This is a genomic window from Streptococcus sp. HMSC066E07, assembly GCF_001814695.1.
Taxonomy (GTDB): Bacteria; Bacillota; Bacilli; order Lactobacillales; family Streptococcaceae; genus Streptococcus; species Streptococcus hominis.
This window is the reverse complement of sequence record NZ_KV817459.1, coordinates 1-24,539: the sequence shown is the minus strand read 5'-3', so window position 1 is coordinate 24,539 and position 24,539 is coordinate 1. Positions and strand designations below refer to the sequence as shown.

Annotated in this window: 22 protein-coding genes and 1 riboswitch; of the genes, 15 read left to right on the top strand and 7 right to left on the bottom strand. The window is 41.4% G+C overall.

Annotated features, from left to right (window positions below; all coding sequences use genetic code 11):
* On the top strand, nt 1-279 hold a 279-nt coding region (locus tag HMPREF2984_RS07005), incomplete at its 5' end, for a transposase (protein ID WP_142350457.1).
* A gap of 44 nt (nt 280-323) precedes the next feature.
* On the opposite strand, the gene HMPREF2984_RS07000 is transcribed toward HMPREF2984_RS07005, so the two are convergent.
* The 3 genes from HMPREF2984_RS07000 to rnhC form a co-directional block, all read right to left on the bottom strand.
* Nucleotides 324-2,678 carry an SF1B family DNA helicase RecD2 gene (locus tag HMPREF2984_RS07000; protein WP_049534094.1) on the bottom strand — a complete coding sequence of 785 codons (2,355 nt, stop codon included), beginning with the start codon at nt 2,676-2,678 and terminating at the stop codon, nt 324-326.
* A 326-nt stretch (nt 2,679-3,004) separates the two neighbouring features.
* Nucleotides 3,005-3,619 (bottom strand): signal peptidase I, encoded by a 615-nt coding sequence (lepB, locus tag HMPREF2984_RS06995; RefSeq protein ID WP_070670873.1) that lies wholly within the window; start codon nt 3,617-3,619, stop codon nt 3,005-3,007.
* 3 nt (nt 3,620-3,622) lie between these two features.
* The gene (rnhC, locus tag HMPREF2984_RS06990) at nt 3,623-4,513 is read right to left on the bottom strand and encodes a ribonuclease HIII (protein ID WP_070670871.1); all 891 of its coding nucleotides are present in this window, start codon (nt 4,511-4,513) and stop codon (nt 3,623-3,625) included.
* A gap of 85 nt (nt 4,514-4,598) precedes the next feature.
* Between rnhC and HMPREF2984_RS06985 the strand changes: the two genes are divergently transcribed.
* The 5 genes from HMPREF2984_RS06985 to trxA all read left to right on the top strand — a co-directional run bounded on the left by HMPREF2984_RS06985 (nt 4,599) and on the right by trxA (nt 9,868).
* Complete coding sequence (locus HMPREF2984_RS06985; RefSeq protein ID WP_004224416.1) at nt 4,599-4,904, top strand: hypothetical protein; 306 nt, start codon at nt 4,599-4,601, stop codon at nt 4,902-4,904.
* Nucleotides 4,901-5,449 carry a CvpA family protein gene (locus HMPREF2984_RS06980; protein ID WP_049534097.1) on the top strand — a complete coding sequence of 183 codons (549 nt, stop codon included), beginning with the start codon at nt 4,901-4,903 and terminating at the stop codon, nt 5,447-5,449. The genes HMPREF2984_RS06985 and HMPREF2984_RS06980 overlap by 4 nt, the downstream gene beginning before the upstream one ends.
* Nucleotides 5,450-5,509: 60 nt before the next feature.
* Nucleotides 5,510-7,837, top strand: a complete 2,328-nt coding sequence (locus HMPREF2984_RS06975; protein ID WP_049534101.1) for an endonuclease MutS2 — start codon at nt 5,510-5,512, stop codon at nt 7,835-7,837.
* Between the two features lie 62 nt (nt 7,838-7,899).
* On the top strand, nt 7,900-9,318 hold the full coding sequence (locus HMPREF2984_RS06970; RefSeq protein ID WP_049534104.1) for a C69 family dipeptidase: 1,419 nt from the start codon (nt 7,900-7,902) through the stop codon (nt 9,316-9,318).
* Nucleotides 9,319-9,553: 235 nt separating this feature from the next.
* Nucleotides 9,554-9,868, top strand: coding sequence for a thioredoxin (trxA, locus tag HMPREF2984_RS06965; protein ID WP_003032965.1), 315 nt, complete (start codon nt 9,554-9,556; stop codon nt 9,866-9,868).
* Between the two features lie 729 nt (nt 9,869-10,597).
* On the opposite strand, the gene sstT is transcribed toward trxA, so the two are convergent.
* Complete coding sequence (gene sstT / locus HMPREF2984_RS06960; protein ID WP_100069427.1) at nt 10,598-11,812, bottom strand: serine/threonine transporter SstT; 1,215 nt, start codon at nt 11,810-11,812, stop codon at nt 10,598-10,600.
* Between the two features lie 160 nt (nt 11,813-11,972).
* On the opposite strand from sstT, the gene HMPREF2984_RS06955 reads away from it, so the two are divergent.
* Both HMPREF2984_RS06955 and HMPREF2984_RS06950 read left to right on the top strand, forming a co-directional pair.
* Entirely contained in the window at nt 11,973-12,830 is an 858-nt protein-coding gene (locus tag HMPREF2984_RS06955; protein WP_003039594.1) for a mechanosensitive ion channel family protein, read from the top strand.
* Nucleotides 12,831-12,847: 17 nt separating this feature from the next.
* Nucleotides 12,848-13,435, top strand: coding sequence for a DUF4352 domain-containing protein (locus tag HMPREF2984_RS06950; RefSeq protein ID WP_070670868.1), 588 nt, complete (start codon nt 12,848-12,850; stop codon nt 13,433-13,435).
* A 71-nt stretch (nt 13,436-13,506) separates the two neighbouring features.
* Here the strand turns inward: HMPREF2984_RS06950 and gdhA are convergent, their stop codons facing one another.
* Nucleotides 13,507-14,853 carry an NADP-specific glutamate dehydrogenase gene (gene gdhA / locus HMPREF2984_RS06945; RefSeq protein ID WP_059221560.1) on the bottom strand — a complete coding sequence of 449 codons (1,347 nt, stop codon included), beginning with the start codon at nt 14,851-14,853 and terminating at the stop codon, nt 13,507-13,509.
* A 551-nt stretch (nt 14,854-15,404) separates the two neighbouring features.
* Here gdhA and HMPREF2984_RS06940 point away from each other — a divergent pair.
* The 3 genes from HMPREF2984_RS06940 to HMPREF2984_RS06930 all read left to right on the top strand — a co-directional run bounded on the left by HMPREF2984_RS06940 (nt 15,405) and on the right by HMPREF2984_RS06930 (nt 19,106).
* Complete coding sequence (locus HMPREF2984_RS06940; RefSeq protein WP_059221557.1) at nt 15,405-16,340, top strand: dihydroorotate oxidase; 936 nt, start codon at nt 15,405-15,407, stop codon at nt 16,338-16,340.
* A 116-nt stretch (nt 16,341-16,456) separates the two neighbouring features.
* Complete coding sequence (msrB, locus tag HMPREF2984_RS06935; protein ID WP_059221556.1) at nt 16,457-17,392, top strand: peptide-methionine (R)-S-oxide reductase MsrB; 936 nt, start codon at nt 16,457-16,459, stop codon at nt 17,390-17,392.
* Nucleotides 17,393-17,614: 222 nt separating this feature from the next.
* Nucleotides 17,615-17,717: riboswitch (purine riboswitch) on the top strand.
* A gap of 123 nt (nt 17,718-17,840) precedes the next feature.
* On the top strand, nt 17,841-19,106 hold the full coding sequence (locus HMPREF2984_RS06930; protein WP_059221554.1) for a TRZ/ATZ family protein: 1,266 nt from the start codon (nt 17,841-17,843) through the stop codon (nt 19,104-19,106).
* A 186-nt stretch (nt 19,107-19,292) separates the two neighbouring features.
* On the opposite strand, the gene HMPREF2984_RS06925 is transcribed toward HMPREF2984_RS06930, so the two are convergent.
* Nucleotides 19,293-20,471, bottom strand: a complete 1,179-nt coding sequence (locus HMPREF2984_RS06925) for an ROK family transcriptional regulator (protein WP_059221552.1) — start codon at nt 20,469-20,471, stop codon at nt 19,293-19,295.
* 172 nt (nt 20,472-20,643) lie between these two features.
* Between HMPREF2984_RS06925 and HMPREF2984_RS06920 the strand changes: the two genes are divergently transcribed.
* From HMPREF2984_RS06920 to HMPREF2984_RS06905, 4 genes are read left to right on the top strand one after another with little or no spacing between them, the layout of a single operon-like run.
* The gene (locus tag HMPREF2984_RS06920) at nt 20,644-21,909 is read left to right on the top strand and encodes a PTS sugar transporter subunit IIC (protein WP_003039556.1); all 1,266 of its coding nucleotides are present in this window, start codon (nt 20,644-20,646) and stop codon (nt 21,907-21,909) included.
* Between the two features lie 12 nt (nt 21,910-21,921).
* Nucleotides 21,922-22,818 (top strand): DUF7916 family protein, encoded by an 897-nt coding sequence (locus HMPREF2984_RS06915; RefSeq protein ID WP_070670867.1) that lies wholly within the window; start codon nt 21,922-21,924, stop codon nt 22,816-22,818.
* A 34-nt stretch (nt 22,819-22,852) separates the two neighbouring features.
* Nucleotides 22,853-23,173 carry a PTS sugar transporter subunit IIB gene (locus HMPREF2984_RS06910; protein WP_070670866.1) on the top strand — a complete coding sequence of 107 codons (321 nt, stop codon included), beginning with the start codon at nt 22,853-22,855 and terminating at the stop codon, nt 23,171-23,173.
* A gap of 9 nt (nt 23,174-23,182) precedes the next feature.
* The gene (locus HMPREF2984_RS06905; RefSeq protein WP_004224460.1) at nt 23,183-23,506 is read left to right on the top strand and encodes a PTS lactose/cellobiose transporter subunit IIA; all 324 of its coding nucleotides are present in this window, start codon (nt 23,183-23,185) and stop codon (nt 23,504-23,506) included.
* Between the two features lie 317 nt (nt 23,507-23,823).
* Here HMPREF2984_RS06905 and HMPREF2984_RS06900 read toward each other — a convergent pair.
* The coding region (locus HMPREF2984_RS06900; RefSeq protein WP_142350456.1) for an ISL3 family transposase at nt 23,824-24,539 on the bottom strand (716 nt) is incomplete at its 5' end.

Below are 24,539 nucleotides of genomic sequence, written 5' to 3'. Positions count from 1 at the left end.
CAAACTAATCATTTCTTTGACCTAATTGAGGAGAATCTTTCAGCTGTTCACCCAATTTTTCAAACCGTCTGTCGGACTTTCCTGAAGGACAGAGACAAGATTACCAACGCCTTGGAACTACCCTACTCCAACGCCAAGCTGGAAGCGACTAACAATCTCATCAAGGTCATTAAGCGAAACGCTTTTGGATTCAGGAACTTTGACAACTTTAAGAAACGCATTCTCATCGCTTTGAACATCAAAAGAGAGAGAACGAATCTCGTCCTCTCTAAAGCTTAGCTGACATCAACCCACTACAGTTGACAAAGAGCTACTTTTTTCTATCATTCTCCAAAAACATTTTGAATATCCTCATCCGTTATTCCAATCATAGGGTTGATTTTCAAGAAATTTTCCTCAGTCAAGATATATTTTTCCACAGTTGTTTCCAAATTATTCACAGAAGTGTGTATAACTTTTTCATCAGTTAGGAGGTCTGAAAAGCGTTGGATTAGATAGGTATTGCGAGCTGTGCCAGTGTTTTTGACAGCAAAGTCAAAGGCAGACTTTTCCCCAAGAAGAATCAATTTGCTCTTGGCACGGGTGATAGCAGTATAGATAAGATTGCGTTGCAGCATACGGTGGCTGCTGGATGTAATCGGTAAAATGACTACAGGAAATTCACTACCCTGAGATTTGTGGATACTCATAGCGTATGCCAGACGAATTTTATACCATTCGCTGCGTGGGTAAATGACTTCATTGCCATCAAAGTTGATAGTCAGCTCGTCCTGTTTAGAGTCCGTATATTTTGCTGGCAGCAAATCAGTGATATAACCCAAATCGCCGTTAAAGACATTGCTTTCCGCATCATTGACCAGATGAATCACCTTGTCGCCTTGTCGATATTGACAATCAGTTGCTTCAAAAATGATTTGTTCTGTTTCGACAGGATTGATTAGATTTTGCATGAGTTGATTGATGTGGTCAATCCCAGCCTGTCCGCGGTACATAGGCGCAAGCACCTGCACATCTTGAGCTGGAATGCCGCTGCGGAGAGCAGCCTCTACGATGCGCTCAATCATCTTCGGGATATGCTCACTATGCGCTTCAAAATAAGAACGGTCAGCTTTTTTCTCAGTGAAATCAGTTGGGAGGATGCCTTTTTGAATCTGACTGGCTAAGGTGACGATAGTGGAGTCTTTGCTTTGTCGATAAATTTTTTCTAATTTGGTCTGCGGAAGAAGAGGGATTTTCAGCAAATCTGCCAGCACTTGTCCGGGGCTGACAGAAGGCAGCTGGTCGGCATCTCCGACGATTAGGAGTTTGGTGTTTGATGAAATGTTGCTGAGGAGTTGATTGGCTAACCAAGTATCTACCATTGAAAATTCGTCCACAATAATAAAGTCTGCGTCCAAATAATCGTCTAAATGGCTGGTGTCGTCATCTCCTGTCATGCCTAAATGCCGATGAATTGTAGCGCTTGGAAGCCCTGTTAATTCATTCATGCGTCTGGCAGCACGCCCAGTAGGAGCTGCTAGCAGGATAGGCAAATCCTGAGATTTGCGCAAATCCAACCCATGCAGCAGAGCATAAACAGCAATGATTCCATTGATGACGGTCGTTTTTCCTGTTCCGGGGCCACCCGTTAGGATAAAAATTTTGTGATTGATAGCGTCACAAATTGCTTGTTTTTGAGTCACATCATAGGAAATGGCAAACTCATTTTCGATTTGAGCAATAGCAGCTTCGATCTTTTTCGGTTCAAACTTGTTTTGCTTCCCTTTTTCTAAAATGCGCAAGAGATTGCTACGAATCCCTTCTTCGGCAAAAAAGAGACTGTTTTCAAAAATCTTTGTATCAATATTTTGAACTTTATCTTCTTCAATCAAATGTGCCAGCTCATCCGCAACAGAACTTGGGTCTAACTCAATCTGACGGGAACTTTCGAGGAGTTCAATCGTATGTTCCAGAAGTTCTTTTGCTTCAAGATAGGTGTCGCCTTTTTCCATAGATTGAGTGAGGAGCGTGTGAAGCAACCCAGCACGAAAACGCTCTGGAGCGGTACCTTCAATCCCTAAGCTTTGTGCCAGTTGGTCGGCAATTTTAAAACCAATTCCTTGAATGTCTTCTACCAATTGGTAAGGATAGTGTTCCACGATTTCTAAGGTTTCTTCCTTGTAGAAATCTTGCACTTGAAAAGCTAGTTTGTTGGGGATACCGTATTCAGATAGCTTAGCAAGGATTCTCTCGGTACCGTAATTTTGTCTTAGTTTCGTGAGAAAGGCTTCGCGATTTTTGGCAGAAAGACCTGCAATATCCTTTAATTTTTCTGGCTCTGCTAAAACTTTGTCAATCGTGTTATCGCCATAGAGATCCACGATTTTTTGCGCTGTTTTTACACCAATCCCTTTAAAATGATCGCTTGAAAAATATTTGACTAAGCCTTTGCTGGTTGGCTTTGCCCGCTCATAGCGTGTTATTTTGAGCTGTTCCCCATATTTAGGGTGTTGCACGAGGTTTCCCCAAAAAGTATAGTCTTCGCCCTCCATAATATCCGCCATGGTGCCCGTGACAATAATCTCAAAATCATCAAAATCTGCATCGGTGTCGTCAATATCTATCAGCAGAATCCGAAAGAAACTGCTGGGATTTTCAAAAATAATGCGTTCAATAGTGCCTGAAAAGTAAAATTCCATCATCTTCCTGTATCAATGTTAAAAGAATGGGAGTGGAACAGAACTAAAAATCGAAAATTTTTAGTTCGTAGTCCCACCCCCGCAAGGGTGCTTAAACAGTTATCAAGCTGTTTAAGGTTGCAGATGAAGAAAACGAAGTTTTCGTCAAAGGTGCTCTTCCAAGCTTGAAAAGCGAACAACTTTGATACTTGCTTCGCAAGTCTGATTTCCAACCTTCAACAATTCACTAGATTGTTGAAGCTGCGTTATTCGTTTATTCCTAAATCTGATAGAAGCTGGAACACTTTTTGTCCACCTCCAACGAATCAAAATAGACTTGTTTGGGATTAAAAAGTGCCAATTCTATTCAAAGGCCAGAAGCGGAATTTTGCTTCGCCCTGCAATTGACTGGCTTTAAAGGTTCCTACCTGACGGCTGTCTTTTGAAACAAGACGGTCGTCTCCTAAGAGCAGGTATTCGCCTTTTGGAACTTCAATAGTGAAACTAGTGTTGCCGTTTGCGTCCTGCGTAAAGGCTTGAGCTTTGTCTGCTAAAGATTGGAAGAAACTATTGTAGGAATAGGTTTTCTGCAATTTATCATCTTTAAACTTCGCGAGGTAATTTTTAAGATAAGATTCGTTGGTCTTTTTGCCATTTACATACAATTGGTCGTTTTCGTAGCGGATAGTGTCTCCAGGAAGACCGATCACCCGCTTGACAATTTGCTTGGTTTTTCCATCTTCGTCTTTTTCACTTGCAACGACAATATCAAAGCGATTGACAGGCAGGTGTTTGACAACAAATAAATACTCTCCATTAGCTAAGGTTGGATCCATTGAATGCCCGTCTACCTTGACAGGAACCCAAAGAAAGGCGCGTGATAAGAAAAGAACGGCCATAAAGAGGATAAACAACCCCCATTCTTTCATAAATTTTGAAAAAGTAGTTGATTTTGTTTGCATAACTTACCTTTCTAGAAGTTTCTTTGCTTTTTCAGTATTTTTAAAATGCAGTTTTGCGCTCGCTTCTAACCCTTTTATACCGTAGGCTTGAAGGAGATGACTTGCGACTTTATCGGACTTTCTTCCTGCTCCGCTAGGCAATTCATAGCCGAGCTCTTGACTTAAATTTTCAAGATTTTCTAAAAAGAGGTCACGGGCAATCATGGAGCTGACTGCTACGGCTAAGTATTTTCCTTCTGCTTTTTCCTCTAAAGTGAGAGGGTTTGAGAAGTGATTGTGTTCTTGCTGGAGATATTTTTGATAATTTTTCTCGCTCGTGAAGGCATCAATGACAATTTTTTCTGGTTGCACTCCCGTTTGTAGTAACAGATAAATAGCTTGATTGTGAAGGGCAACCTTGACAGACACCGCATTGTAGCCAGAAGCGATAACTTGGTTGTATTTTTTCGGGGACAATAGCAGAGCTTGGTGCTGGATTTTTTCTTTCAACAGAGGAACGATTTGCCTGATTTTTTGGTCTGTCAGAGTTTTAGAATCGCCAACTCCTAGCTTTCGTAAAAAATAATGCTGCTCTGGTGTGACAAAAGAAGCCACAACAGCGAGTCCGCCAAAATAAGAGCCATTTCCCACCTCATCTGTTCCAATCAGAGGACAATTCTGCCAATGAGGTGTCGTTTTTTCTTTGGACGCTTGATAGCCAAAAAATTGTGCTGCCTGCTCTGCGTTTTCTCCTTGGAAGAGGACTTTTCCTGAAGTGTAGATGGAGGCAGTTGCCTTATCAAGCTTAAAAAGGTAACGAATATAAGGATTTTTACTAGAAACAAGCTGTGCCTGGTATTGGGCAACAAAATCTTGAATTTGTTTCTCACTGGGTTGTAAGGTAATACTTTCCATATTGTTATTGTACCATAAAAGTGATAAATTTCTTTAAAAACTGACAAAATCGCTTCCTTTTGGTATAATATTTTGAGGTGATTTTATGGCAAACTTAAATCGATACAAATTTACTTTCGGAAAGAAGAGTGTAACCTTAACAACAGAACACGATAATTTATTCATGGAAGAAGTTGAAAAGGTTGCGACAGAAAAATATCACGCAATTAAAGAGAAGATGCCTGCGGCAGATGATGAAACATTAGCTATTTTGCTGGCGGTTAATAGTTTAGCGACGCAATTGTCACGTGAGATTGAGTTCGATGACAAGGAGCAAGAGCTGGAAGAACTTCGTAAAAAAGTGCTAGAAGCCAACAAGCAAAAGGTAAGTGAGCAAGAGGGCGCCCTATGATTTCATTAGTAATTTTGCTGATTTTAGCTTGGAGTTTTTACATTGGCTATTCGCGCGGAATTATTTTGCAAGCTTATTATACTGTTTCGGCGGTTGTTTCAGCTATTATTGCGGGGCAATTGTACCAATCTCTAGGTGAAAAAATTAATCTTTTAGTACCCTATGCGAGTGCACAGGAAGGGACATTTACCTATTTCTTTCCCAGCAGTCAATTGTTCCAGTTGGACAAGGTTTTTTATGCCGGTCTGGCTTATCTAGCAGTTTATACGATTGTTTATAGCATAGCCCGTTTTATTGGGATTTTTATTCACTTGGTGCCAAACAAGAAAGCCAATGAGCGTTGGTACAATGTTGCTAGCGGTGCTTTGGCTGTTTGCGTCACTTTGTTTGGGATTCAAATGTTGCTGACCGTTTTAGCAACGATTCCTTTACCACTTGTTCAAAATCATCTCAATGCCAGTGGTTTAGCTCGTTTTATCATCAGTCACACACCAATTACTTCAGGAATGTTGAAACAACTCTGGGTGACCAAAATCATCGGATAAATACAAAGACTCAGTTGGTGGTGCTAGCTGAGTTTCTTTTTCATCAGGGAAGATAAGAATATGAATAGAAAAATTTTAGAAACATTAGAATTTGGGAAAATCAAGGCGCTCTTTGAACCCTATCTTCTGACAGAACAAGGGTGCTTGGAATTGCAGCAGCTGTTCCCATCCAATAAACAGGAAAGGCTGGAGACAGCATTCTTAGAAATGACGGACATGCAGCAGATTTTTGTACAGCGTCCGCATTTTAGTCTGGCTGCGACCCAAGACATTACGGGCTTGACCAAGCGCTTGGAGCTGGAAGGCGACTTAAACATTGAAGAATTTCTCGCTCTGAAGCGGGTTCTGGCTGTCACGCAAGAATTGACTGATTTTTATGAGGATTTGGAAAATGTTGAGTTACAAAGATTGAACCGGCTTTTTGAAAATCTGGTTCCTTTTCCGAGCTTGCAAGGAGCGCTGCAAGCTATCAATGAAGGCGGATTTGTTGAAAGTTTTGCTAGTGATAATTTGGCTCACATTCGCCGGAAAATTCAAGAAAATGAAGTTCAGGTGAGAGATGTTTTGCAGGATATTCTCAAGAACAAGGGCGATATGTTAGTAGATCAAGTAGTAGCCAGTCGAAACGGTCGCAATGTTTTGCCGGTCAAAAATACATTCCGCAATCGTATCTCAGGCGTAGTGCACGATATTTCTGCCAGTGGAAACACGGTGTATATTGAGCCGCGGGCGGTGGTCAATCTCAATGAAGAAATCACCAATGCACGTGCAGACGAGCGCTATGAGATTTTGCGGATTCTGCAAGAGTTATCAGAACGCATTCGTCCGCATGCTGCTGAAATTGCCAATAATGCTTGGATTATCGGACATCTGGACTTTGTTCAAGCTAAGGTGCGCTTTATGCAGGAGAAAGGAGCGGTAGTGCCCGAGCTGTCTGACCGTCAGGATATTCGACTGCTCCATGTTGCTCATCCTCTGATAGAAAATGCAGTAGCCAATGACTTGTACTTTGCGGCGGATTTGACTGAGATTGTCATTACGGGTCCGAATACAGGCGGAAAGACTATTATGCTCAAAACCCTAGGTTTGGCTCAGCTTATGGCACAGTCTGGTCTGCCTATTTTGGCAGATGTAGGGAGTCGAGTGGGGATTTTTGACCAAATCTTTGCGGACATTGGAGATGAGCAGTCTATTGAGCAAAGTTTGTCGACTTTCTCCAGCCACATGACGAACATTGTCTCTATTTTAGAGCAGGCTGATGAGAATGCTTTGGTGCTTTTGGACGAGCTGGGAGCAGGAACTGACCCTCAGGAAGGAGCAGCTCTTGCTATGGCAATTCTTGAGGACTTGCGGCTACGACAAGTCAAGACAATGGCAACGACCCACTATCCAGAACTCAAAGTCTATGGGATTGAGACTGAGGGAGTGCAAAATGCCAGCATGGAATTTGATACAGAGAGCCTAAGACCGACTTATCGTTTTATGCAGGGAGTACCGGGGCGTTCCAATGCTTTTGAGATCGCAAGGCGTTTAGGTCTGTCTGATAGAGTGGTCAAGGATGCTCAAGAATTGACTGACACGGGCAGCGATGTCAATCGCGTTATTGAGCGCTTGGAAGAACAGACATTGGAAAGCCGCAAGCGGTTGGATAATATCCGAGAAGTGGAGCAAGAAAATCTCAAATTTAACCGCGCTCTTAAAAAGCTCTACAATGAGTTTAATCGGGAAAAAGAAGCCGAGCTGAATAAGGCAAGGCTAGAAGCGCAGGAAATCATTGATGTGGCGTTGACGGAGAGTGATACGATTCTCAAAAATCTACATGCTAAATCCAGTCTCAAACCGCACGAAATTATTGAAGCCAAAAGCCAGCTGAAAAAATTGGCTCCTGAAACGGTGGATTTGTCACAGAATAAAGTATTGAAACAAGCTAAAAAAGCGCGAAAACCAAAAGTGGGAGACGATATTCTGGTGATTAGCTATGGCCAGAGAGGCACGCTTGTCAATCAGCTCAAAGACGGTCGCTGGGAAGCACAAGTTGGTCTCATCAAGATGACCTTAGAGGAAGCAGAATTTAACCTGCTCAAAGCTGAAAAAGAACAGCCTAAGAAAAAGCAGGTCAATGTGGTGAAACGAACAACAAGTGGACCAAGAGCTAGACTGGATTTGCGAGGCAAGCGCTACGAAGAAGCTATGCAAGAGTTGGACGCTTTTATTGACCAAGCCTTGCTCAACAATATGGTGCAGGTGGACATTATTCACGGGATTGGGACTGGCGTCATTCGCGAAGGCGTCACCAAATATCTCCGCCGCAATAAGCATGTCAAGAGTTTTGGCTATGCACCGCAAAATGCTGGTGGTAGCGGAGCGACGATTGTGGTGTTTAAGTAATGCAGAGTTGGTGAACAAAACTGTTCATGGTAAAGAAGAAAGATTGAAAAGAGGAAACATTTATGAGACAAAAAGGAATACAAGATTCTTGTACAACGATTCTGGTTGGGAAAAAAGCGAGTTATGATGGTTCAACTATGATTGCACGTACAGAGGATTCGCAAAATGGTGTGTTTACGCCCAAGAAATTTATTGTTGTTAACCCAGAAGATCAGCCGCGGCATTATAAATCAGTGCTGTCAAGTTTTGAGATAGATTTGCCGGACAATCCAGTTCGCTACACCAGTGTACCGGACGCTCTTGCAAAAGACGGGATTTGGGGTGAAGCTGGTATCAATGTCTACAATGTAGCCATGAGCGAGACCGAGACGATTACCACCAATAGCCGAGTGCTGGGAGCAGATCCTTTGGTGGCGACTGGTATCGGAGAAGAAGATATGCTGACCTTGGTGCTGCCTTATATCAAAACGGCGCGTGAGGGCGTGTTGCGCTTAGGAAAGATTCTTGAAGAATACGGCACTTATGAGTCAAACGGGATTGCCTTTTCTGACGTGGATGAAATTTGGTGGTTGGAGACAATCGGCGGACATCATTGGATAGCTCGCCGTGTGCCAGATGACGCCTATGTGACCAATCCAAACCAGCTGGGAATGGATTATTTTGAGTTTAATAATCCAGAATATTTCCTCTGTGATTCTGATTTGAAAGACTTTATTCGTCGCAATCATTTGAATCTCAACTATGACGGGGAATCTTTCAATCCGCGCTATGCTTTTGGCAGTCAGCGTGACAAAGATCGTCATTACAATACACCGCGTGCTTGGGATATTCAGCGTTTTCTCAATCCAGAAATCGAGCAAGATCCGCGCTCCTTTTTCCTTTCTTGGTGTCAAAAACCCTACCGAAAAATCACGATTGAAGATGTCAAGTATGTCCTTAGCAGCCATTACCAAGACTCTCCTTATGACCCTTATGGCTTAGAAGGCACAACTCACAGCCAGCGGACCTTCCGCACGATTGGGATTAACCGCACAAGTCAAACATCTATCTTGCAGTTGAGACCCAATAAACCGCAGGAAACGACGGGCATTCAATGGTTGTCCTATGGCTCTATGCCTTACAATACAGCCGTGCCTTTCTTTACTCAAATTTCTACGACGCCGACTTATTTTGCGAATACAGGTGAGAAAGTCTCTACGGATTCGTTTTATTGGACAAATCGCTTAATCGCTGCTTTGGCTGACGCGCATTTTTCTAGTCATCTGGGAGATTTGGATGATTATCAGGAAACGACTATGGCTTTGGGACATGAAATGCTGGGGCGCGTGGATTGTGCCTTGGAAAAGGGAGAAATAGTTGACTTTGAAGCAGAAAATCAAGCCCTAAGCGATAAGATTCAAGAAGCAACGGACCAACTTCTGAATAAAATCTTGCTAGACGCTAGCAATCTGATGACCAATCATTTTTCTTTGAGCGACTAACCTATGGAATGAGAGGAGTGAGCTTTTCACTCCGTAGTAAATTCTGATATTACAGAAGATTTGTCTCAGGTAATTTCCAACGGATAGAAGTTTATTTTCGGAATGATTGAACGCTAATCTGCGGAGGAGCTTTTCGCTTCGTAGCAAATATTTTGCAAATGCTTCCTTTTAGTGTAGAATGATGTCAAGAAATGAAATAGAGCGATGACATCGGTCATCGTCAGAGGAGAATAATATGGTAGCAGCAGTTACAGATGCAAACTTTGCAGAAAAAACAAAAGACGGACTTGTCCTCATTGACTTTTGGGCAGCATGGTGTGGTCCTTGCCGCATGCAGGCACCGATTTTGGAAAAATTAGCCGAAGAAGTACATGAAGACGAATTGAAGATTTTCAAAATGGACGTGGACGCCAACCCAAATACACCAAGTGAATTTGGAATCATGTCAATCCCGACACTCATCTTCAAAAAAGATGGGCAAGTGGTGAAGCAAGTTGTCGGTGTTCATACCAAAGAACAATTAAAAGCTATTGTAGCTGAATTAAGCTAAAAAAGAAAAGGCTTGAACGAAAGTTTCAAGTCTTTTCTCTTTTTAAGATTAGAAGAGTATTTTTGACGTAAATTCGCTTTCGTCATCCACACCCTTTTGCCAATAGAAAAATGCACAAATCGATGCTATAATGAAAATGAAGAAAGATTGTTTCAATCAGAAGGGGCGGTCAAATTATGGGAACATTTGGAATAGTAGCTGTATTCGTCATTGTTGTACCCTTATTCATTTGTATCTACCTTCTTTTCAAAGTTATCTTCAAAAAATAAAGTTAGAAGTTAAGCAGGAAATAATTACAAACAAGACAATTTCATTTCGTCCGCGCGGCTGACAAGGCAAACTGATTGTCGTTCATTCCGTCCGCTCGGCGGACGAGATAAACTTCTTTTGATTCATGCTGTCCGCCGGGCGGATGGAGCAAACCAAAAATAAGGGAGACTTTCCGCCGGGCGGACGAAGCAAACGAAAAGTAGTTGAGGTCATCCGCCGCGCTGACGGAAAAAGGAGAAGTCATTGAAACGGTCGCTTTAAGTGATAAGTAGAAAAGGAAAGAAGGAATTTATGAAGCAAGAAAAGCTCATTGGACTTAAAATTAGTAATCTTCCTTTCCGTGCTCAATAACAGCCGCAAGCACTATGCGGATATCCTTGCCCGTTGCAAGGGCAAGGAGTCTAAAGCAGAATTGGGTTAATTAAAAAATGAGGCTGGGACATTTCCAATCTCATTGTATTACGTTTTTTTCCTTTTTCTCCAAGTACTTTTTTCTGCAACTGCGGTAAAGAGGGCATCCGTTGAGGAATTGAGCGCCGTTTCACAGGAATCTTGGATAACTCCAATGATGAATCCTACCCCAACGACTTGCATGGCAACATCATTTGAAATCCCGAAGAGACTACAAGCAACAGGAATGAGCAAAAGAGAGCCACCTGCCACCCCGGAAGCGCCACAAGCAGAGATAGCGGCGACAATGCTGAGGATTAATGCTGTCGCAAAGTCAATCGAAATGCCTAATGTATTGACTGCAGCAAGGGTGAGCACATTGATGGTAATAGCTGCTCCAGCCATGTTAATAGTGGCACCAAGTGGGATAGAAACGGAATAGGTATCTTTGTTGAGTCCTAGTTCTTCACAAAGTTTCATGTTGACAGGAATATTAGCAGCTGAACTACGTGTGAAGAAAGCTGTCACACCACTGACTTTTAAACACCGCCAAACAAGTGGGTAGGGATTTTTTCTCATCAGAACAAAGGCAATGAAAGGGTTGACGACCAGAGCTACAAAAAGCATGATAGCGATTAAAACTGCTAACAAGCTGCCATAGTTAGCCAACACTGCCAACCCTTTGTCAGAAATCGTTTTAAAGACTAAACCAAGAATTCCAAAAGGAGCCAAATTGATAATCCATTCAACGACCTTAGAGGTTACACTTGCCATAGTTTGCAAAAGCTCTTTACTGCTTTTGCTGGCTTCACGCATGGCAAGTCCAAATACCACAGCCCAAGATAATATTCCAATATAGTTTGCGGTGATGAGAGCATTGACTGGATTGTCCACTACTTTGAGCAACAAATTACTGAGGACTTGCCCAATCCCATCTGGTGGTGTAATCTTGGTCTTTGACGCTGTGAGTGTGATGTGTAAAGGAAAAAGGTAGTTAGCTAGCACTGCGACTAAAGCTGCTGAGAATGTTCCCAAAAGATACAAGATAATGATAGTTTTCATGTTGGTTTCTTGCCCTTTTCGATGTTGTGATAGAGCATTGGTCACCAAAGCAAAAACCAACAGTGGAGCAATGCCTTTTAAGCCACCAACAAATATATCTCCTAATAACCCAATTGCTGATAGCTTAGGAAAGGTCAAGCCAAGGACAGCTCCTAATGCAATCCCGATAGCAATACGCTTAATCAAACTAGATTTTTTCCAAGCTAAAACTATTCTTTTCATATCATATAATCCCTTCATGATCATAATGTCTCCCATTATAGTATAAATATTCTGAAAAATCAATCTGTTTTAGATAGAATACACTGGGGGGAGTTAGCATTCCCCTGATTCAATTAGGCTCAGATATGGTATAATAGAGATAAATACGAGGAGGTGAAGTATGCTCTCAGTAAACAAGAATGTATTCTATCGCTACTTTGAAAAACTCAACTGGTCTCATTTGGTAGATGATGTCTTTAGCAAGCTCGTTTCACTTTTGCTCTTGCTAGCTCTCTTTTACCTTGCTAAAAAGCTGGTACATGTACTCGTAAGAAAGATTATCTCCCCCTCATTGAAACTCTCTAGTCAAGACGAAGGGAGGCAAAAGACCCTCACTCGTTTGATTGAAAATTTGCTGAATTACACCCTTTACTTTTTTTTGATTTATTGGATATTGGCGATTTTAGGCTTGCCGGTGTCAAGTTTACTGGCAGGAGCTGGGATTGCTGGGGTGGCAATCGGGATGGGAGCGCAAGGCTTCTTGTCTGATTTAGTCAATGGTTTCTTTATTTTGTTGGAGCGGCAGTTGGATGTCGGAGACAGCGTTCGTCTGACTAATGGCTCGATTAAAATCGCAGGAACAGTCGTGAGTGTCGGAATTCGGACGACACAAGTGCGCGATGCGGATGGCACTTTGCATTACGTTCCTAATCGCAACATTACCGTCGTCAGTAATCTCTCACGTGGCAATATGCGAGCGCTCATTGATATTCCATTATACGCTCAGACGGATTTGGAGAAGGTCACTCAGATTATCCAGCAGGTCAATGAGGAATACGCGGGCGATCAAGTAGAAATTTTGCAGGAACCAGTGATTCTAGGCCCTCAACTCGCAGACAATGGACAATTTTATTTTCGTGTCAGTATCACCGTCCAAAGCGGTAGCCAAAGCACCGTTTATCATCAATTTTACAGACTGTATCATGACGCTCTATTAAAGGGAGGAATTGATTTGCCAACGATTTATGCACCAGCGTAAGCAGAAAGGAGATTACTATGGAAGAACAAGTACCGCATGAAATAACGACCCCTGACGGTCATGTCTATCGCTTGAAACAGCCTTTGTATAAACAGCCTTTGTTTTGGACGACAATCATTAGCTGTGTCATGCTCTTTTGCATCACCCTCATGGTGGCTGGTTTAAGTATTGTCAACCTTGCTTTTCTAGGACATGGCACTCGAACTGAAATTTATCAAGATAATTACAAACATCATCGCCTGAGAGATAGCGTTCGTTTTGAAAATGGTCTGAAAGTTACTGTCCAGTACATTCACGTGGATTCTAAAGAGCGAATGGAAGGTCAAGCAACAGGTGCGATGATTACGGCTAAGGTTATTATCGAAAATACCTCTAGTGAAAAGCTCCCACTCAATGTTTATGACTTTGATTTACAAGACGAAATGGGCGAATCCTATGTAATGGATGATGCCATTTTTGAGGCCAACAAAATCAAAGAGGAACTCGTAGCGGGTGAAAAGGTAGAATGGAAGCTGATGTATGACGGTGAGGACGGCGCGCAGCAGCCTTACACTCTCATTTATGACAATGTCAAGTGGGGAGAAACCAAAAGCGTGAAGTTTTAGAAATTTTCAGCAGAAGAACAGTAAAAGGCTGTGGACAAATTCGTCCACAGCCTTTTATCATGTATATTCGTTTAAACAATTCCTTGGGCAATCATAGCGTTGGCGATATTTTCAAAAGCAGCAATGTTTGCTCCTGCTAGATAATCTTTGCCAAGATTGTAGTTTTCAGCAGTTGTCTTAGCAGTGTTGAAGATGTTGATCATGATGTCTTTCAGACGAGTGTCTACTTCTTCACGCGTCCATGAGAGACGGAGACTATTTTGGCTCATTTCAAGAGCAGATACAGCCACCCCACCGGCATTGGCAGCCTTGGCAGGACCATAAAGGAGACCATTTTCTTTGTAAACGGCAATGGCGTCAAGATTACTTGGCATATTAGCACCTTCTGATACACAGAATACGCCTTGCGCTACCAAGCGTTTTGCTGCTTCACCATCGATTTCATTTTGAGTGGCACATGGCAGGGCAATGTCAAATGCACCTTCGTAAGTCCAGACAGAGCCTTCGTGATAAGTAGCGCTTGCCCTTTCAGCAGCGTATTCTGTCAGACGAGCACGTCGTTTTTCTTTTACATCAACTAGAAGGTCAAAATCAATACCATCTTTGTCAATGACATAACCATTTGAATCAGACACAGAAATGACTTTAGCACCGAGGGCAGTTGCTTTTTGCACAGCATACTGAGCTACATTTCCAGCACCGGATACGACAACGGTCTTTCCGTCAAAACTTTCACCGTTTGCTTTAAGCATTTCTTGCGTATAGTAAACAAGGCCGTAACCAGTTGCTTCTGGGCGAATCAGAGAACCTCCAAATCCAAGTGGTTTACCAGTCAAGACACCAGCATCAAATTGGCGTAGGCGTTTGTACTGACCGTAAAGATAGCCAATCTCGCGTCCGCCAACCCCAATGTCACCAGCAGGAACGTCAAGAGAAGGACCGATATATTTTTGCAATTCTGTCATGAAGCTTTGGCAGAAACGCATCACTTCAGCATCTGTCTTGCCTTTCGGATCAAAGTCAGATCCACCTTTACCACCGCCGATTGGCAGTCCAGTCAAAACATTTTTAAAGATTTGTTCAAATCCAAGAAATTTCAAAATCCCTTGATTAACCGTTGGGTGGAAACGAAGACCGCCCTTATATGGCCCAACTGCGGAATTAAATTGTACGCGGTAACCGCGATTGACTTGAACCTTGCCGTCGCGATCAACCCAAGGAACACGGAAACTAATCACACGTTCTGGCTCGGTAATGCGCGCCAAAATGTTTTCTTCAATGTATTCAGGATGTTTTTCAAAAACTGGTTCAAGCGTGTTTAAAAATTCTTCTACCGCTTGCAGAAATTCTGCTTCGTGAGCATTGCGAGCTTTCACAGCTTCAAAAGTGCTTTGGATATATTCTTTAGCAGTTGTCATAGATTTCTCCTTAAATAAGATACGAGGACGAGTAAAAGTCGTACAAAAATAGGAGGCTGACGCCGTGTTCGATGAACACAAGGGAACCTATCTTTTTTGCTAGACTTTCCATCCGAGTTCAGTTGCAATAAGATACTAAGACCGTAAAAAATAAAAGCAATCACATCGCTATGCTCCTTAATATCCACGTCCGTAATTCCCTATGCTCGAACGGTCATGGGAAAAAGAGGTAGCTCAACAAAAGTTGCTTTGCAAGATTTGTTAGACTTGTCTGTTCTAGCTATCAATGGTCTTAGCCCAATCACAGAACGAGACTTTCGTCCTAGTTCTGTGTGTGTTATCTTTTGTTACATGTGCCATTATAACAGAAAACAAAAGAGCTGTAAAGAAAAAAGTTGAATTTTCTGAAAATTCAAACATATAATTTTACATCAAACTCTTGCTCAACAAAGATTCAGTTGTTTATCCCGAACGTTTCTTCTTTCTATTCCGTTCAAAGAGTCATATTTCTGCTTTTAGTGGTACAATAGAAAAAATGAAAGGAGCATTTCATGCTATCAACTCAAACACAAATTGCTGGTTTTTCTTTTGACAACTGCCTGATGAATGCGGCTGGCGTTGCCTGCATGACGATTGAAGAACTAGAAGAAGTTAAAAACTCAGCTGCGGGAACTTTTGTGACTAAGACAGCAACCTTGCAAGCGCGAGCAGGAAATCCTGAACCTCGTTACCAAGATGTACCACTAGGTTCAATCAATTCAATGGGACTACCCAATCATGGATTGGATTATTATTTGGAGTATTTATTAGACCTACAAAAAGCAGAGTCCAATCGAACCTTCTTTTTGTCGCTGGTAGGTCTGTCGCTAGAAGAAACCCACACCCTTTTGAAAAAGGTGCAGGACAGTGACTTTAAAGGCTTGACTGAGCTCAATCTATCTTGTCCAAATGTTCCTGGAAAGCCACAAATCGCTTATGATTTTGAGGCGACAGAGAAGATTTTGAGTGAAGTGTTTGACTATTTCACCAAGCCGCTGGGCATTAAATTGCCACCATATTTTGATATGGCACATTTTGATCAAGCGGCAGCAATTTTTAACAAATTTCCTCTTTTTTTTGTCAACTGTGTTAACTCAATCGGAAATGGTCTTTATATTGACGATGAAACAGTTGTTATTCGTCCGAAAAATGGCTTTGGCGGAATTGGTGGTGAATACATCAAACCGACTGCCCTTGCTAATGTTCATGCTTTTTATCAACGGCTCAATCCTACAATCCAAATCATCGGTACAGGTGGTGTGTTGACGGGTCGAGATGCTTTTGAGCATATTCTTTGTGGAGCTAGTATGGTGCAAGTAGGAACAACGCTGCACAAAGAAGGTGTAGGAGCTTTTGAGCGTATTACTGAGGAGCTGAAAGCAATCATGTTAGAAAAAGGCTATGAAAGCATAGAAGATTTTCGTGGGAAGTTGAACTATCTGGATTAAACCAGAGTGGTATTTAACAGTTCATTGCCATATCATTCTCAAGAAAGTTCTAATCAAATTCTTATAACATTTTAGGAATTTGTGAGAAAATAAGAACAAAGAAATGAGGTGTTTTTATGGCTGAAATTTATCTAGCAGGTGGCTGCTTTTGGGGGTTGGAAGAATATTTTTCCCGTATCACAGGCGTGATTGACACGACCGTCGGTTATGCTAATGGGCAAGTAGAGTCGACTAATTATCAGCTGATTCATCAAACCGACCATGCTGAGACAGTTCATGTGACTTATAATGAAAATTTGGTTAGCTTACGAGAAATTTTGCTCTATTATTTTCGGGTGATTGATCCGCTGTCTATCAATAAGCAAGGAAATGATGTCGGACGTCAGTACCGCACAGGGATTTATTACATAAACGATACGGATGTGTCAGTCATTAGCGAAGTCGTAAAAGAGCAAGAACGGCAATTTGGCAAGAAGATTGCGGTGGAGGTAGAACCGCTGCGCCATTATGTATTGGCAGAGGATTATCATCAAGATTACCTCAAGAAGAATCCTAGTGGTTATTGCCATATCAATGTCAATGATGCTTATCAGCCTTTAGTTGATCCGGGACAGTATGAGAAACCGAACGAAGCAGCTTTAAAGGCAGATTTGTCTGAAGAATCCTACCAAGTCACTCAACATGCCGCAACCGAACGACCATTTCATAACGAATATTTTGCAACGTTTGAAGAAGGCATTTATGTGGATGTGACAACGGGAGAACCGCTTTTCTTTGCCAGTGATAAGTTTGATGCTGGTTGTGGCTGGCCGAGTTTTACAAGACCGATTGCCAAAGATGTGATCAAGTATTATCAAGATAAAAGTCACGGTATGGAGCGGATTGAGGTGCGGTCGCGTTCAGGGAATGCACACTTAGGTCATGTTTTCACAGACGGTCCACAGGAACAAGGCGGACTTCGCTACTGTATCAATTCAGCAGCGCTACGCTTTATTAAAAAAGAAGATATGGAAGCTGCAGGATATGGCTACTTGCTTTCATATATGAAGTAAGATCAGTAGAGTAAACAGTGACTGAGCTAGACGGCTCTGCTTATTTCGCAACTACTCATAAATGTGTGGATAGAGCGACTAGCAGTTTCAAAACTAATTACAGACTAAACAAATGTTGTAGTGATTGATTGCTCAAAGTATTGCAGATAGGATTTGCGGAGTAAATTTTAATGTTTTTCCCATTTTTTAAAGCTTGCTATTTGGTATAGATTTTGCTACAATAACTAAAAAATTCAATGAAAACATATAATCTCCATAATAGGGTTGGAGAGTTTCTACCGTCTTACCGTAAATAAGCGTGGCTTTGTCCTTAGTTATGTTGTCAAATACAAATAGAGCATAAGGTGAATGTGAAATGAGTATCCATACGGCTTTTGTTTTTGCGATTGCTGCTAACGATGCACAGTAATTGAACATCATCTTATGGCTCTTGTTTAAAGGAGAAGCGATGAAAGCATTTAAACAGGTGAATTTGGTGACATGTGATGCAGATTTTCATGTCTATCGGAATGGGCTGTTGGTGGTAAACGAGGACAAGATTGTTTATTGTGGGAATGAGGATGCCACTTGGGAAGCGCGGGCAGATGAGACGGTAGATTGTGAGGGAGCTTGGCTTATGCCGGGTCTAGTCAATTGCCATACCCACTCTGCTATGACCACACTTCGTGGCATTCGAGACGACAGCAATCTCCACGAATGGCTAGAAGATTATATCTGGCCGGCAGAAAGCGAGTTTACACCAGAGGTCACAACAAGAGCTGTCAATCTGGCACTTACAGAAATGCTTCAGACTGGGACGACGACTTTTAATGATATGTACAATCCCAACGGTGTTGAAATTGGGCAGATTCATGAAGTGGTGGCACGCTCTAAAATGCGTTGTTATTTTTCACCGACTTTGTTTAGCTCCGATATGGAGACGACGGAAGAAACCTTGGCGCGTACTCGGACTATTATTGAGGAAATTCTGTCCTACAACGATGACCGCTTTAAAGTAATGGTAGCACCACATGCGCCATATAGTTGCAGTAAGGAGTTGCTAAAGGGAAGCTTGGAGCTGGCGCGTGAATTACAGCTGAAATTGCATATCCATGTGGCAGAAACACAAGCAGAAAATGGCATAATTTTAGAGCGTTATGGAAAACGCCCACTTGCTTTCTTGAAAGAATTAGGTTATCTGGAGCATGAGGGGATTTTTGCCCACGGTGTGGAATTAAATGAGCGAGAAATTGCAGAACTAACAGCCTCTAAGATTCATATCGCCCACAATCCCATCAGCAATCTCAAATTAGCATCTGGCATCGCTCCCGTAACAGACTTGATTCAAGCTGGCGTGACAGTCGGACTTGCAACGGACTCGGTCGCTTCCAATAATAATTTGGATATGTTTGAAGAAAGTCGTACTGCTGCTCTTTTACAAAAAATGCGCACAGGTGACGCCACTCAATTTACCATTGAGCAGGCTTTGAAAACAATGACAATTGAAGGTGCCAAAGCACTCGGCATGGATGATCAAATCGGCAGCCTAGAAGTTGGCAAACAAGCAGATTTTTTAATCATTCAGCCAAAAGGAAAAGTGCACTTGTACCCAGAGGAAAATATGCTCTCCCACCTTGTCTATGCTGTCAAGGGAAATGATGTTAAAGATGTCTATATAGCAGGTGAGCAAGTTGTAAAAGACGGACAAGTCCTGACGATGGATGTAGTTATGTAAAAATGAAAGTTCTAAAGGAATCTTTGAAGAACCTCTTTGACACAATAGAGGTTCTTTCTTTATAAATATTTCAGACAAGTTAGTAAGTCCATCTTGTATTGTATAGTAAAAATTAGAGGTTCGTGACAATTGTTCTGACCTCTAATTTTTGTAATAAGTATAACAAGTTTATGAGCCATAATGAAGCTAAATGGATAAAAACTCCTTTTGCAAACAAAGAGCAACGCCAGCGACTGCGCCAGTAAAATCACTATAAGGCTCGATAATGAGTTCAGGCAAGTCTTTGAAGAGTAGTTTTGGTTGTAGTGAGATTTCTTGATAGAAAGCTGCAATGACTTTGTCATCAGTCAAGATGGGACTGTGCAGATAAATTTTCTTTGCATCAATCATCATGCTAAGGTTTAGCAGGGATTGTGCTAAATACTTAAATGCCAAATGAAGGAGATTGAGAATAGCTTGGTCTCCTAGCTTGTAGGCTGTGAGAATGGTTTGAATCGTGATCTCTTCTTTATCTGTGACAAGCGATTTTAAATAGGTCAACTCGGCAGTTTCAAAGATGATTTTTGCTTTTTTTATCAGCCAACTTTCACTAGCATAAGTCTGCAAACAGCCTCTGCGTCCGCAACCACAGACTTCTCCGTCAGGACAAACGACAGTATGACCAATTTCACCGATGACAATATTGCTTTTGCCGTAGATTTTGCCATTGTACATGTAAGAGCAGTGCATACCCCGTGCAAAATGAAAATAGATAAAATTCTCATCCAGCTGGTAAGCAGAAAAAAGGCGCTTTGCTAGTGCCATGCAATTGACATTATTAGAAAAGTAAATTGGAAAAGAAAACTCGTTTTTAATCTTTGCTAGATCAAATTGTTTCCATGTTTGATTGTTTGTTGTAATCAAGTCATTGTGCAAATAGCGTCCAGGGATAGCTACTCCCACGGCTTGAATTGTATAGGAATTGTTCCGAAAAATGAATTGTTCAAGTAAATGACAAAACAAATCAGCGCCTTCTGCTAGAATTTTTTCCGAGGTGACGGTTGCTTTATCTTTATCAATCACATTTCCTGTATTATCACTCAACACAAAAGAAAAGTATTTTTCAGACAGTTCACAGCCGATGAAATAAGAGTGCTGTTTTTTAATACCCAAGAGGATTTTCTTGCGTCCGACTTTTGCGTGTTCTTCATCTTCCCCCAGCTCATACAGCAGTTTTTCTTGGATCAAACTTCCTGTAATCGCACTAACTGTGGCAGGAGTAATGCCAGTCTCTTTTGAAATATCAATGCGAGAAATTGGCCCCTTGGCGTAAATTTTATCTAAAATAATCGCTCGTAACTCAGCTTGTTTTTTTGTTTGATTCATTATCTACCATCCTTCCCTGCATCTATTATATATTGATTATAAAAAATTATCAAATACAAGTGAAAGCGCTTGACTTTCACGGAAAATCGTTTTAAAATATAATTAAAAAGCGAGATAAAGTTGGTTTTGTCTGCTATTTAATAATATATTATAACCAAAGGAGATTGTAAAGATGGACAAATTTTTACAAAAGAAGTTAATGCCCATTGCCATTAAGCTGGGAAATAATAAAGGCTTAGTGGCAATTCGGGATGGAATTACGCTTGCAGTACCATTATTGTTGATTGGTTCTTTGTTTATGGTTATTGCTAGTTTTCCTGTTCCAGGATGGGAAGCGTATTTGACAAAAATTGGGGTTTCTGCCTATCTATGGAAAGGCGTGGATAGTAGTTTTGGTCTGATTGGTTTGGTAGCCAGTTTTGGGATTGCCTACTATATGAGTCGCCAATACAAAGTGGATGGGATTCCTTCTGGGATTATCTCGCTTGCTGCCTTTATCACAGTGACACCATTCCTTACTACTAAAACAGGAAACGGTGTTCCTACAGCATTTTTAGCTTCACAAGGCCTTTTTGTAGCAATCATTCTTGGTTTGGTAAATGGTTATATCTATCAATGGTTCATCAATCATAATGTCCAAATTAAAATGCCTGATGGTGTTCCACCGGCAGTTTCAAAAAGTTTCAGCGCCATTATTCCAGGTGCAGTGATTATCACAGGCTGGTTGTTGGTTTATGCCCTTTTAGCAAGTTTAAAACTACCAAATTTGCATGCTGTCGCCCAGACTATCTTAGGAAAACCGCTAGGCCTACTAGGTAATAATTTATTTGGTTTGATGATTCTAGTTGCTTTAAATAGTTCATTCTGGTTTGTTGGACTTCATGGAGGAAATGTTGTCAATGCGGTTATGAAACCATTGTGGCTTTCGAATCTCGATGCCAATAAAGTTGCTTATCAAGCAGGGGAAAAACTACCGCATATCTTTACCAGTGTCTTTATGGATAATTTCGTCTTCATTGGCGGTGGTGGCGCAACTATTGGCTTGGTATTAGCGATTGGTTATTTAGCGAAAAAGAAAAAATCAAGTAAGCAGATCAAAACACTGGCACCTATTACAGTGGTTCCAGGTTTGTTCAATATCAATGAGCCAACGATGTTTGGTGTTCCAATTGTCTTAAACATTTTGCTTCTGTTCCCATTTATTTTGGCACCGATTGCGAATCTCATCGTTGCATGGTCATCCATGGCAAGTGGTCTTGTACCGTTAACATATACTGACCCAGGTTGGACAACTCCTCCGATTATTAGTGGCTTGCTGGCAACGGGAAGTTTTAAAGCGTCTATTTTACAAGCTGTTCTTATTGTGATGGATATTTTAATCTATATCCCATTTGTGATTGCTATTGAAAAACGCTTTAAAGCAGAAGAAAATCAGTAGGGAGATGGGAATATGAAACGATTAATTAGTGCAAATCCTTCGGAAATTTTGAATATGACAGCCCAAGAGCTCAAGCAAAGCATTCAAGCGAGTGAAGGGCGTGTTGTGTTGTCTGAAAATGTGGTCATTCGTGAAACCTTTGTCGGAGACATTACCAATGCTGAAATTGCAAGAGCTTTTGGTGCAGATATGATTTTGCTGAATTGTTTAGATGTTTTTCAGCCAGAAATATTTGGTTTGGATTGTGAAAAAGAGAAAATTGTTCACGAATTGCATCGTTTGGTAGGCGCTCCAATCGGTGTGAATTTGGAGCCTATTGATCTACAAGCAGATATGTTGGAAGAAGTGCAAGTGATTGCTGCCGGTCGGCAAGCTAGTCAGGCTTCTTTTGAACAAATTGAAAAATTAGGCTTTGATTTTGTCTGCTTAACAGGTAATCCAGGAACAGGAGTTAGCAATAAAGAAATTATTGATGCAGTAAAATTAGCTAAGCAGCATTTCTCAGGTTTGATTATAGCTGGGAAAATGCACGGTGCAGGGGTATCCGAGCCGGTTGCAGATCTTCAGACAGCTGAGAAATTATTAGACGCGGGTGCAGATGTGATTTTGGTGCCAGCCGTTGGAACGGTTCCTGCTTTCAGCGATGAGGAAATGAGAGCTGTCGTAGATTTAGTACATAGTAAAAAAGGTTTAGTCTTAAGCGCTATTGGCACTAGCCAAGAGACATCAGATGTGGATACGATTAAACAAATCGCGCTTCGCAATAAAATTTGTGGTGTTGATATTCAACATATTGGGGATGCAGGCTATGGTGGTTTGGCAGTAGTGGATAATATTTATGCACTAAGTAATGCTATTCGAGGACTTCGGCATACTGTGTCACGTTTAGCAAGATCCGTTAATCGGTAGAGAGTAATTATTTGATAAAATAGAAGGAGTAAACATGGCTAAAACAACCATTATGTTAGCATGTGCTGCGGGCATGAGTACCAGCTTGCTTGTGACAAAAATGCAAGCTGCGGCAGATGAAAAAGGATTGGATGCAGAGATTTTTGCAGTCCCAGCTCAAGAAGTAGACAATATAATTTTGGAGAAAAAAGTAGATGTTTTGCTATTAGGACCGCAAGTTCGGTATCTATTAGAGCAATTTACGGAAAAATTGAAGGATAAAAACATTCCAATTGGAGTTATCCCAATGGTGGATTATGGCATGATGAACGGTTCAAAGGTATTGGCATTAGCTGAGGAACTGATCGGAGGCTAGAGGTTCGATATGGAAAATTCAAATTTAGAAAGTATCATGTCCCTCATTATGTATGGTGGCGAGGCAAAGAGCAATGCCTTTGAAGCGATTCAAAAAGCTAAAAAAGGCTGTTTTGAAGAAGCACGTGAAAAATTAAAATTAGCTAACAAGGATTTAATATCGGCTCATAAATCTCAAACCGAAATGCTGACACAGGAAGCTCAAGGTGAAAAGATTGAGCTTAGTCTTTTGATGGTGCATGCTCAGGATCATTTGATGACAAGTTTGACTTTCATTGACTTGGCAAAAGAAGTCGTTGATGTGTACGAGCGGCTGGCAAATGAGATGAAGTAAAAAAACGGTTTTACACATTCTTATAAATCAAAACTTTGGTTGGTGATAATCCAATCAAAGTTTTTTAATTGTCTTACTTCGTTATTGAATGGTAGCTCTATCTCTAGTTTGATAACGATTTTTTCAAATTTTAAAAAAACTTTTAGAAACCGCTTGCATTTTTAGAGACTTGTGTTATACTTAATTCATGGATTGTTACTGGTCATGCAGGCAAAACCTAGACAAATACGAGATATGAAGTAGGGAAACTACTTTCTATTTGGTATGTGTTTAGGTTTTTTTGTGGCTCTTTGTCAACTGTAGTGGGTTGATGTCAGCTAACATCGCGAGAGGACGAGATTCGTTCTCTCTCTTTTGATGTTCAAAGCGATGAGAATGCGTTTCTTAAAGTTGTCAAAGTTCCTGAATCCAAAAGCGTTTCGCTTAATGACCTTGATGAGATTGTTAGTCGCTTCCAGCTTGGCGTTGGAGTAGGGTAGTTCCAAGGCGTTGGTAATCTTGTCTCTGTCCTTCAGGAAAGTCCGACAGACGGTTTGAAAAATCGGGTGAACATCAGAAATAACCTCCTCCATCAGGTCAAAGAAATAATCAGCTTGCTTTTCCTGAAAGTGAAAGAGCAGAAGCTGGTAAAGCTTATAGTGCTGTCGAAGTTGGTCCGAATAGCTGAGCAGCTGATGGAGAATCTCTTGATTGGTTAAATGCGCCCGAAAGGTTGGCCGATAAAAACGCTTATGGCTAAGCTTGCGGCTGTCCTGCTGGAGGAGTTTCCAATAGCGTTTGAGGGCTCGGTATTCCTGAGATTTTCGGTCGAATGGGTTCATGATTTGGATGCGGACACGGTTCATAGCTCGGCTGAGGTGCTGGATAATGTGGAAACGATCGAGAACAATTTGGGCATGCGGGAAAAGCTGCTTGGCCAGCTGATAGTAAGGACTGAACATGTCTATGGTCATCACTTTGACCCTCATACGAACCTTTCTAGGATAGCGTAGAAAATGATTTCGAATGACCGCTTGGGTTCTGCCGTCCAGGA

Excerpts from the sequence above, each read along its gene's own strand:
- HMPREF2984_RS07000 (WP_049534094.1), bottom strand. The coding sequence starts at position 2,678 with ATGGAATTTTACTTTTCAGGCACTATTGAACGCATTATTTTTGAAAAT.
- lepB (WP_070670873.1), bottom strand. The coding sequence starts at position 3,619 with ATGCAAACAAAATCAACTACTTTTTCAAAATTTATGAAAGAATGGGGG.
- rnhC (WP_070670871.1), bottom strand. The coding sequence starts at position 4,513 with ATGGAAAGTATTACCTTACAACCCAGTGAGAAACAAATTCAAGATTTT.
- HMPREF2984_RS06985 (WP_004224416.1), top strand. The coding sequence starts at position 4,599 with ATGGCAAACTTAAATCGATACAAATTTACTTTCGGAAAGAAGAGTGTA.
- HMPREF2984_RS06980 (WP_049534097.1), top strand. The coding sequence starts at position 4,901 with ATGATTTCATTAGTAATTTTGCTGATTTTAGCTTGGAGTTTTTACATT.
- HMPREF2984_RS06975 (WP_049534101.1), top strand. The coding sequence starts at position 5,510 with ATGAATAGAAAAATTTTAGAAACATTAGAATTTGGGAAAATCAAGGCG.
- HMPREF2984_RS06970 (WP_049534104.1), top strand. The coding sequence starts at position 7,900 with ATGAGACAAAAAGGAATACAAGATTCTTGTACAACGATTCTGGTTGGG.
- trxA (WP_003032965.1), top strand. The coding sequence starts at position 9,554 with ATGGTAGCAGCAGTTACAGATGCAAACTTTGCAGAAAAAACAAAAGAC.
- sstT (WP_100069427.1), bottom strand. The coding sequence starts at position 11,812 with ATGAAAAGAATAGTTTTAGCTTGGAAAAAATCTAGTTTGATTAAGCGT.
- HMPREF2984_RS06955 (WP_003039594.1), top strand. The coding sequence starts at position 11,973 with ATGCTCTCAGTAAACAAGAATGTATTCTATCGCTACTTTGAAAAACTC.
- HMPREF2984_RS06950 (WP_070670868.1), top strand. The coding sequence starts at position 12,848 with ATGGAAGAACAAGTACCGCATGAAATAACGACCCCTGACGGTCATGTC.
- gdhA (WP_059221560.1), bottom strand. The coding sequence starts at position 14,853 with ATGACAACTGCTAAAGAATATATCCAAAGCACTTTTGAAGCTGTGAAA.
- HMPREF2984_RS06940 (WP_059221557.1), top strand. The coding sequence starts at position 15,405 with ATGCTATCAACTCAAACACAAATTGCTGGTTTTTCTTTTGACAACTGC.
- msrB (WP_059221556.1), top strand. The coding sequence starts at position 16,457 with ATGGCTGAAATTTATCTAGCAGGTGGCTGCTTTTGGGGGTTGGAAGAA.
- HMPREF2984_RS06930 (WP_059221554.1), top strand. The coding sequence starts at position 17,841 with ATGAAAGCATTTAAACAGGTGAATTTGGTGACATGTGATGCAGATTTT.
- HMPREF2984_RS06925 (WP_059221552.1), bottom strand. The coding sequence starts at position 20,471 with ATGAATCAAACAAAAAAACAAGCTGAGTTACGAGCGATTATTTTAGAT.
- HMPREF2984_RS06920 (WP_003039556.1), top strand. The coding sequence starts at position 20,644 with ATGGACAAATTTTTACAAAAGAAGTTAATGCCCATTGCCATTAAGCTG.
- HMPREF2984_RS06915 (WP_070670867.1), top strand. The coding sequence starts at position 21,922 with ATGAAACGATTAATTAGTGCAAATCCTTCGGAAATTTTGAATATGACA.
- HMPREF2984_RS06910 (WP_070670866.1), top strand. The coding sequence starts at position 22,853 with ATGGCTAAAACAACCATTATGTTAGCATGTGCTGCGGGCATGAGTACC.
- HMPREF2984_RS06905 (WP_004224460.1), top strand. The coding sequence starts at position 23,183 with ATGGAAAATTCAAATTTAGAAAGTATCATGTCCCTCATTATGTATGGT.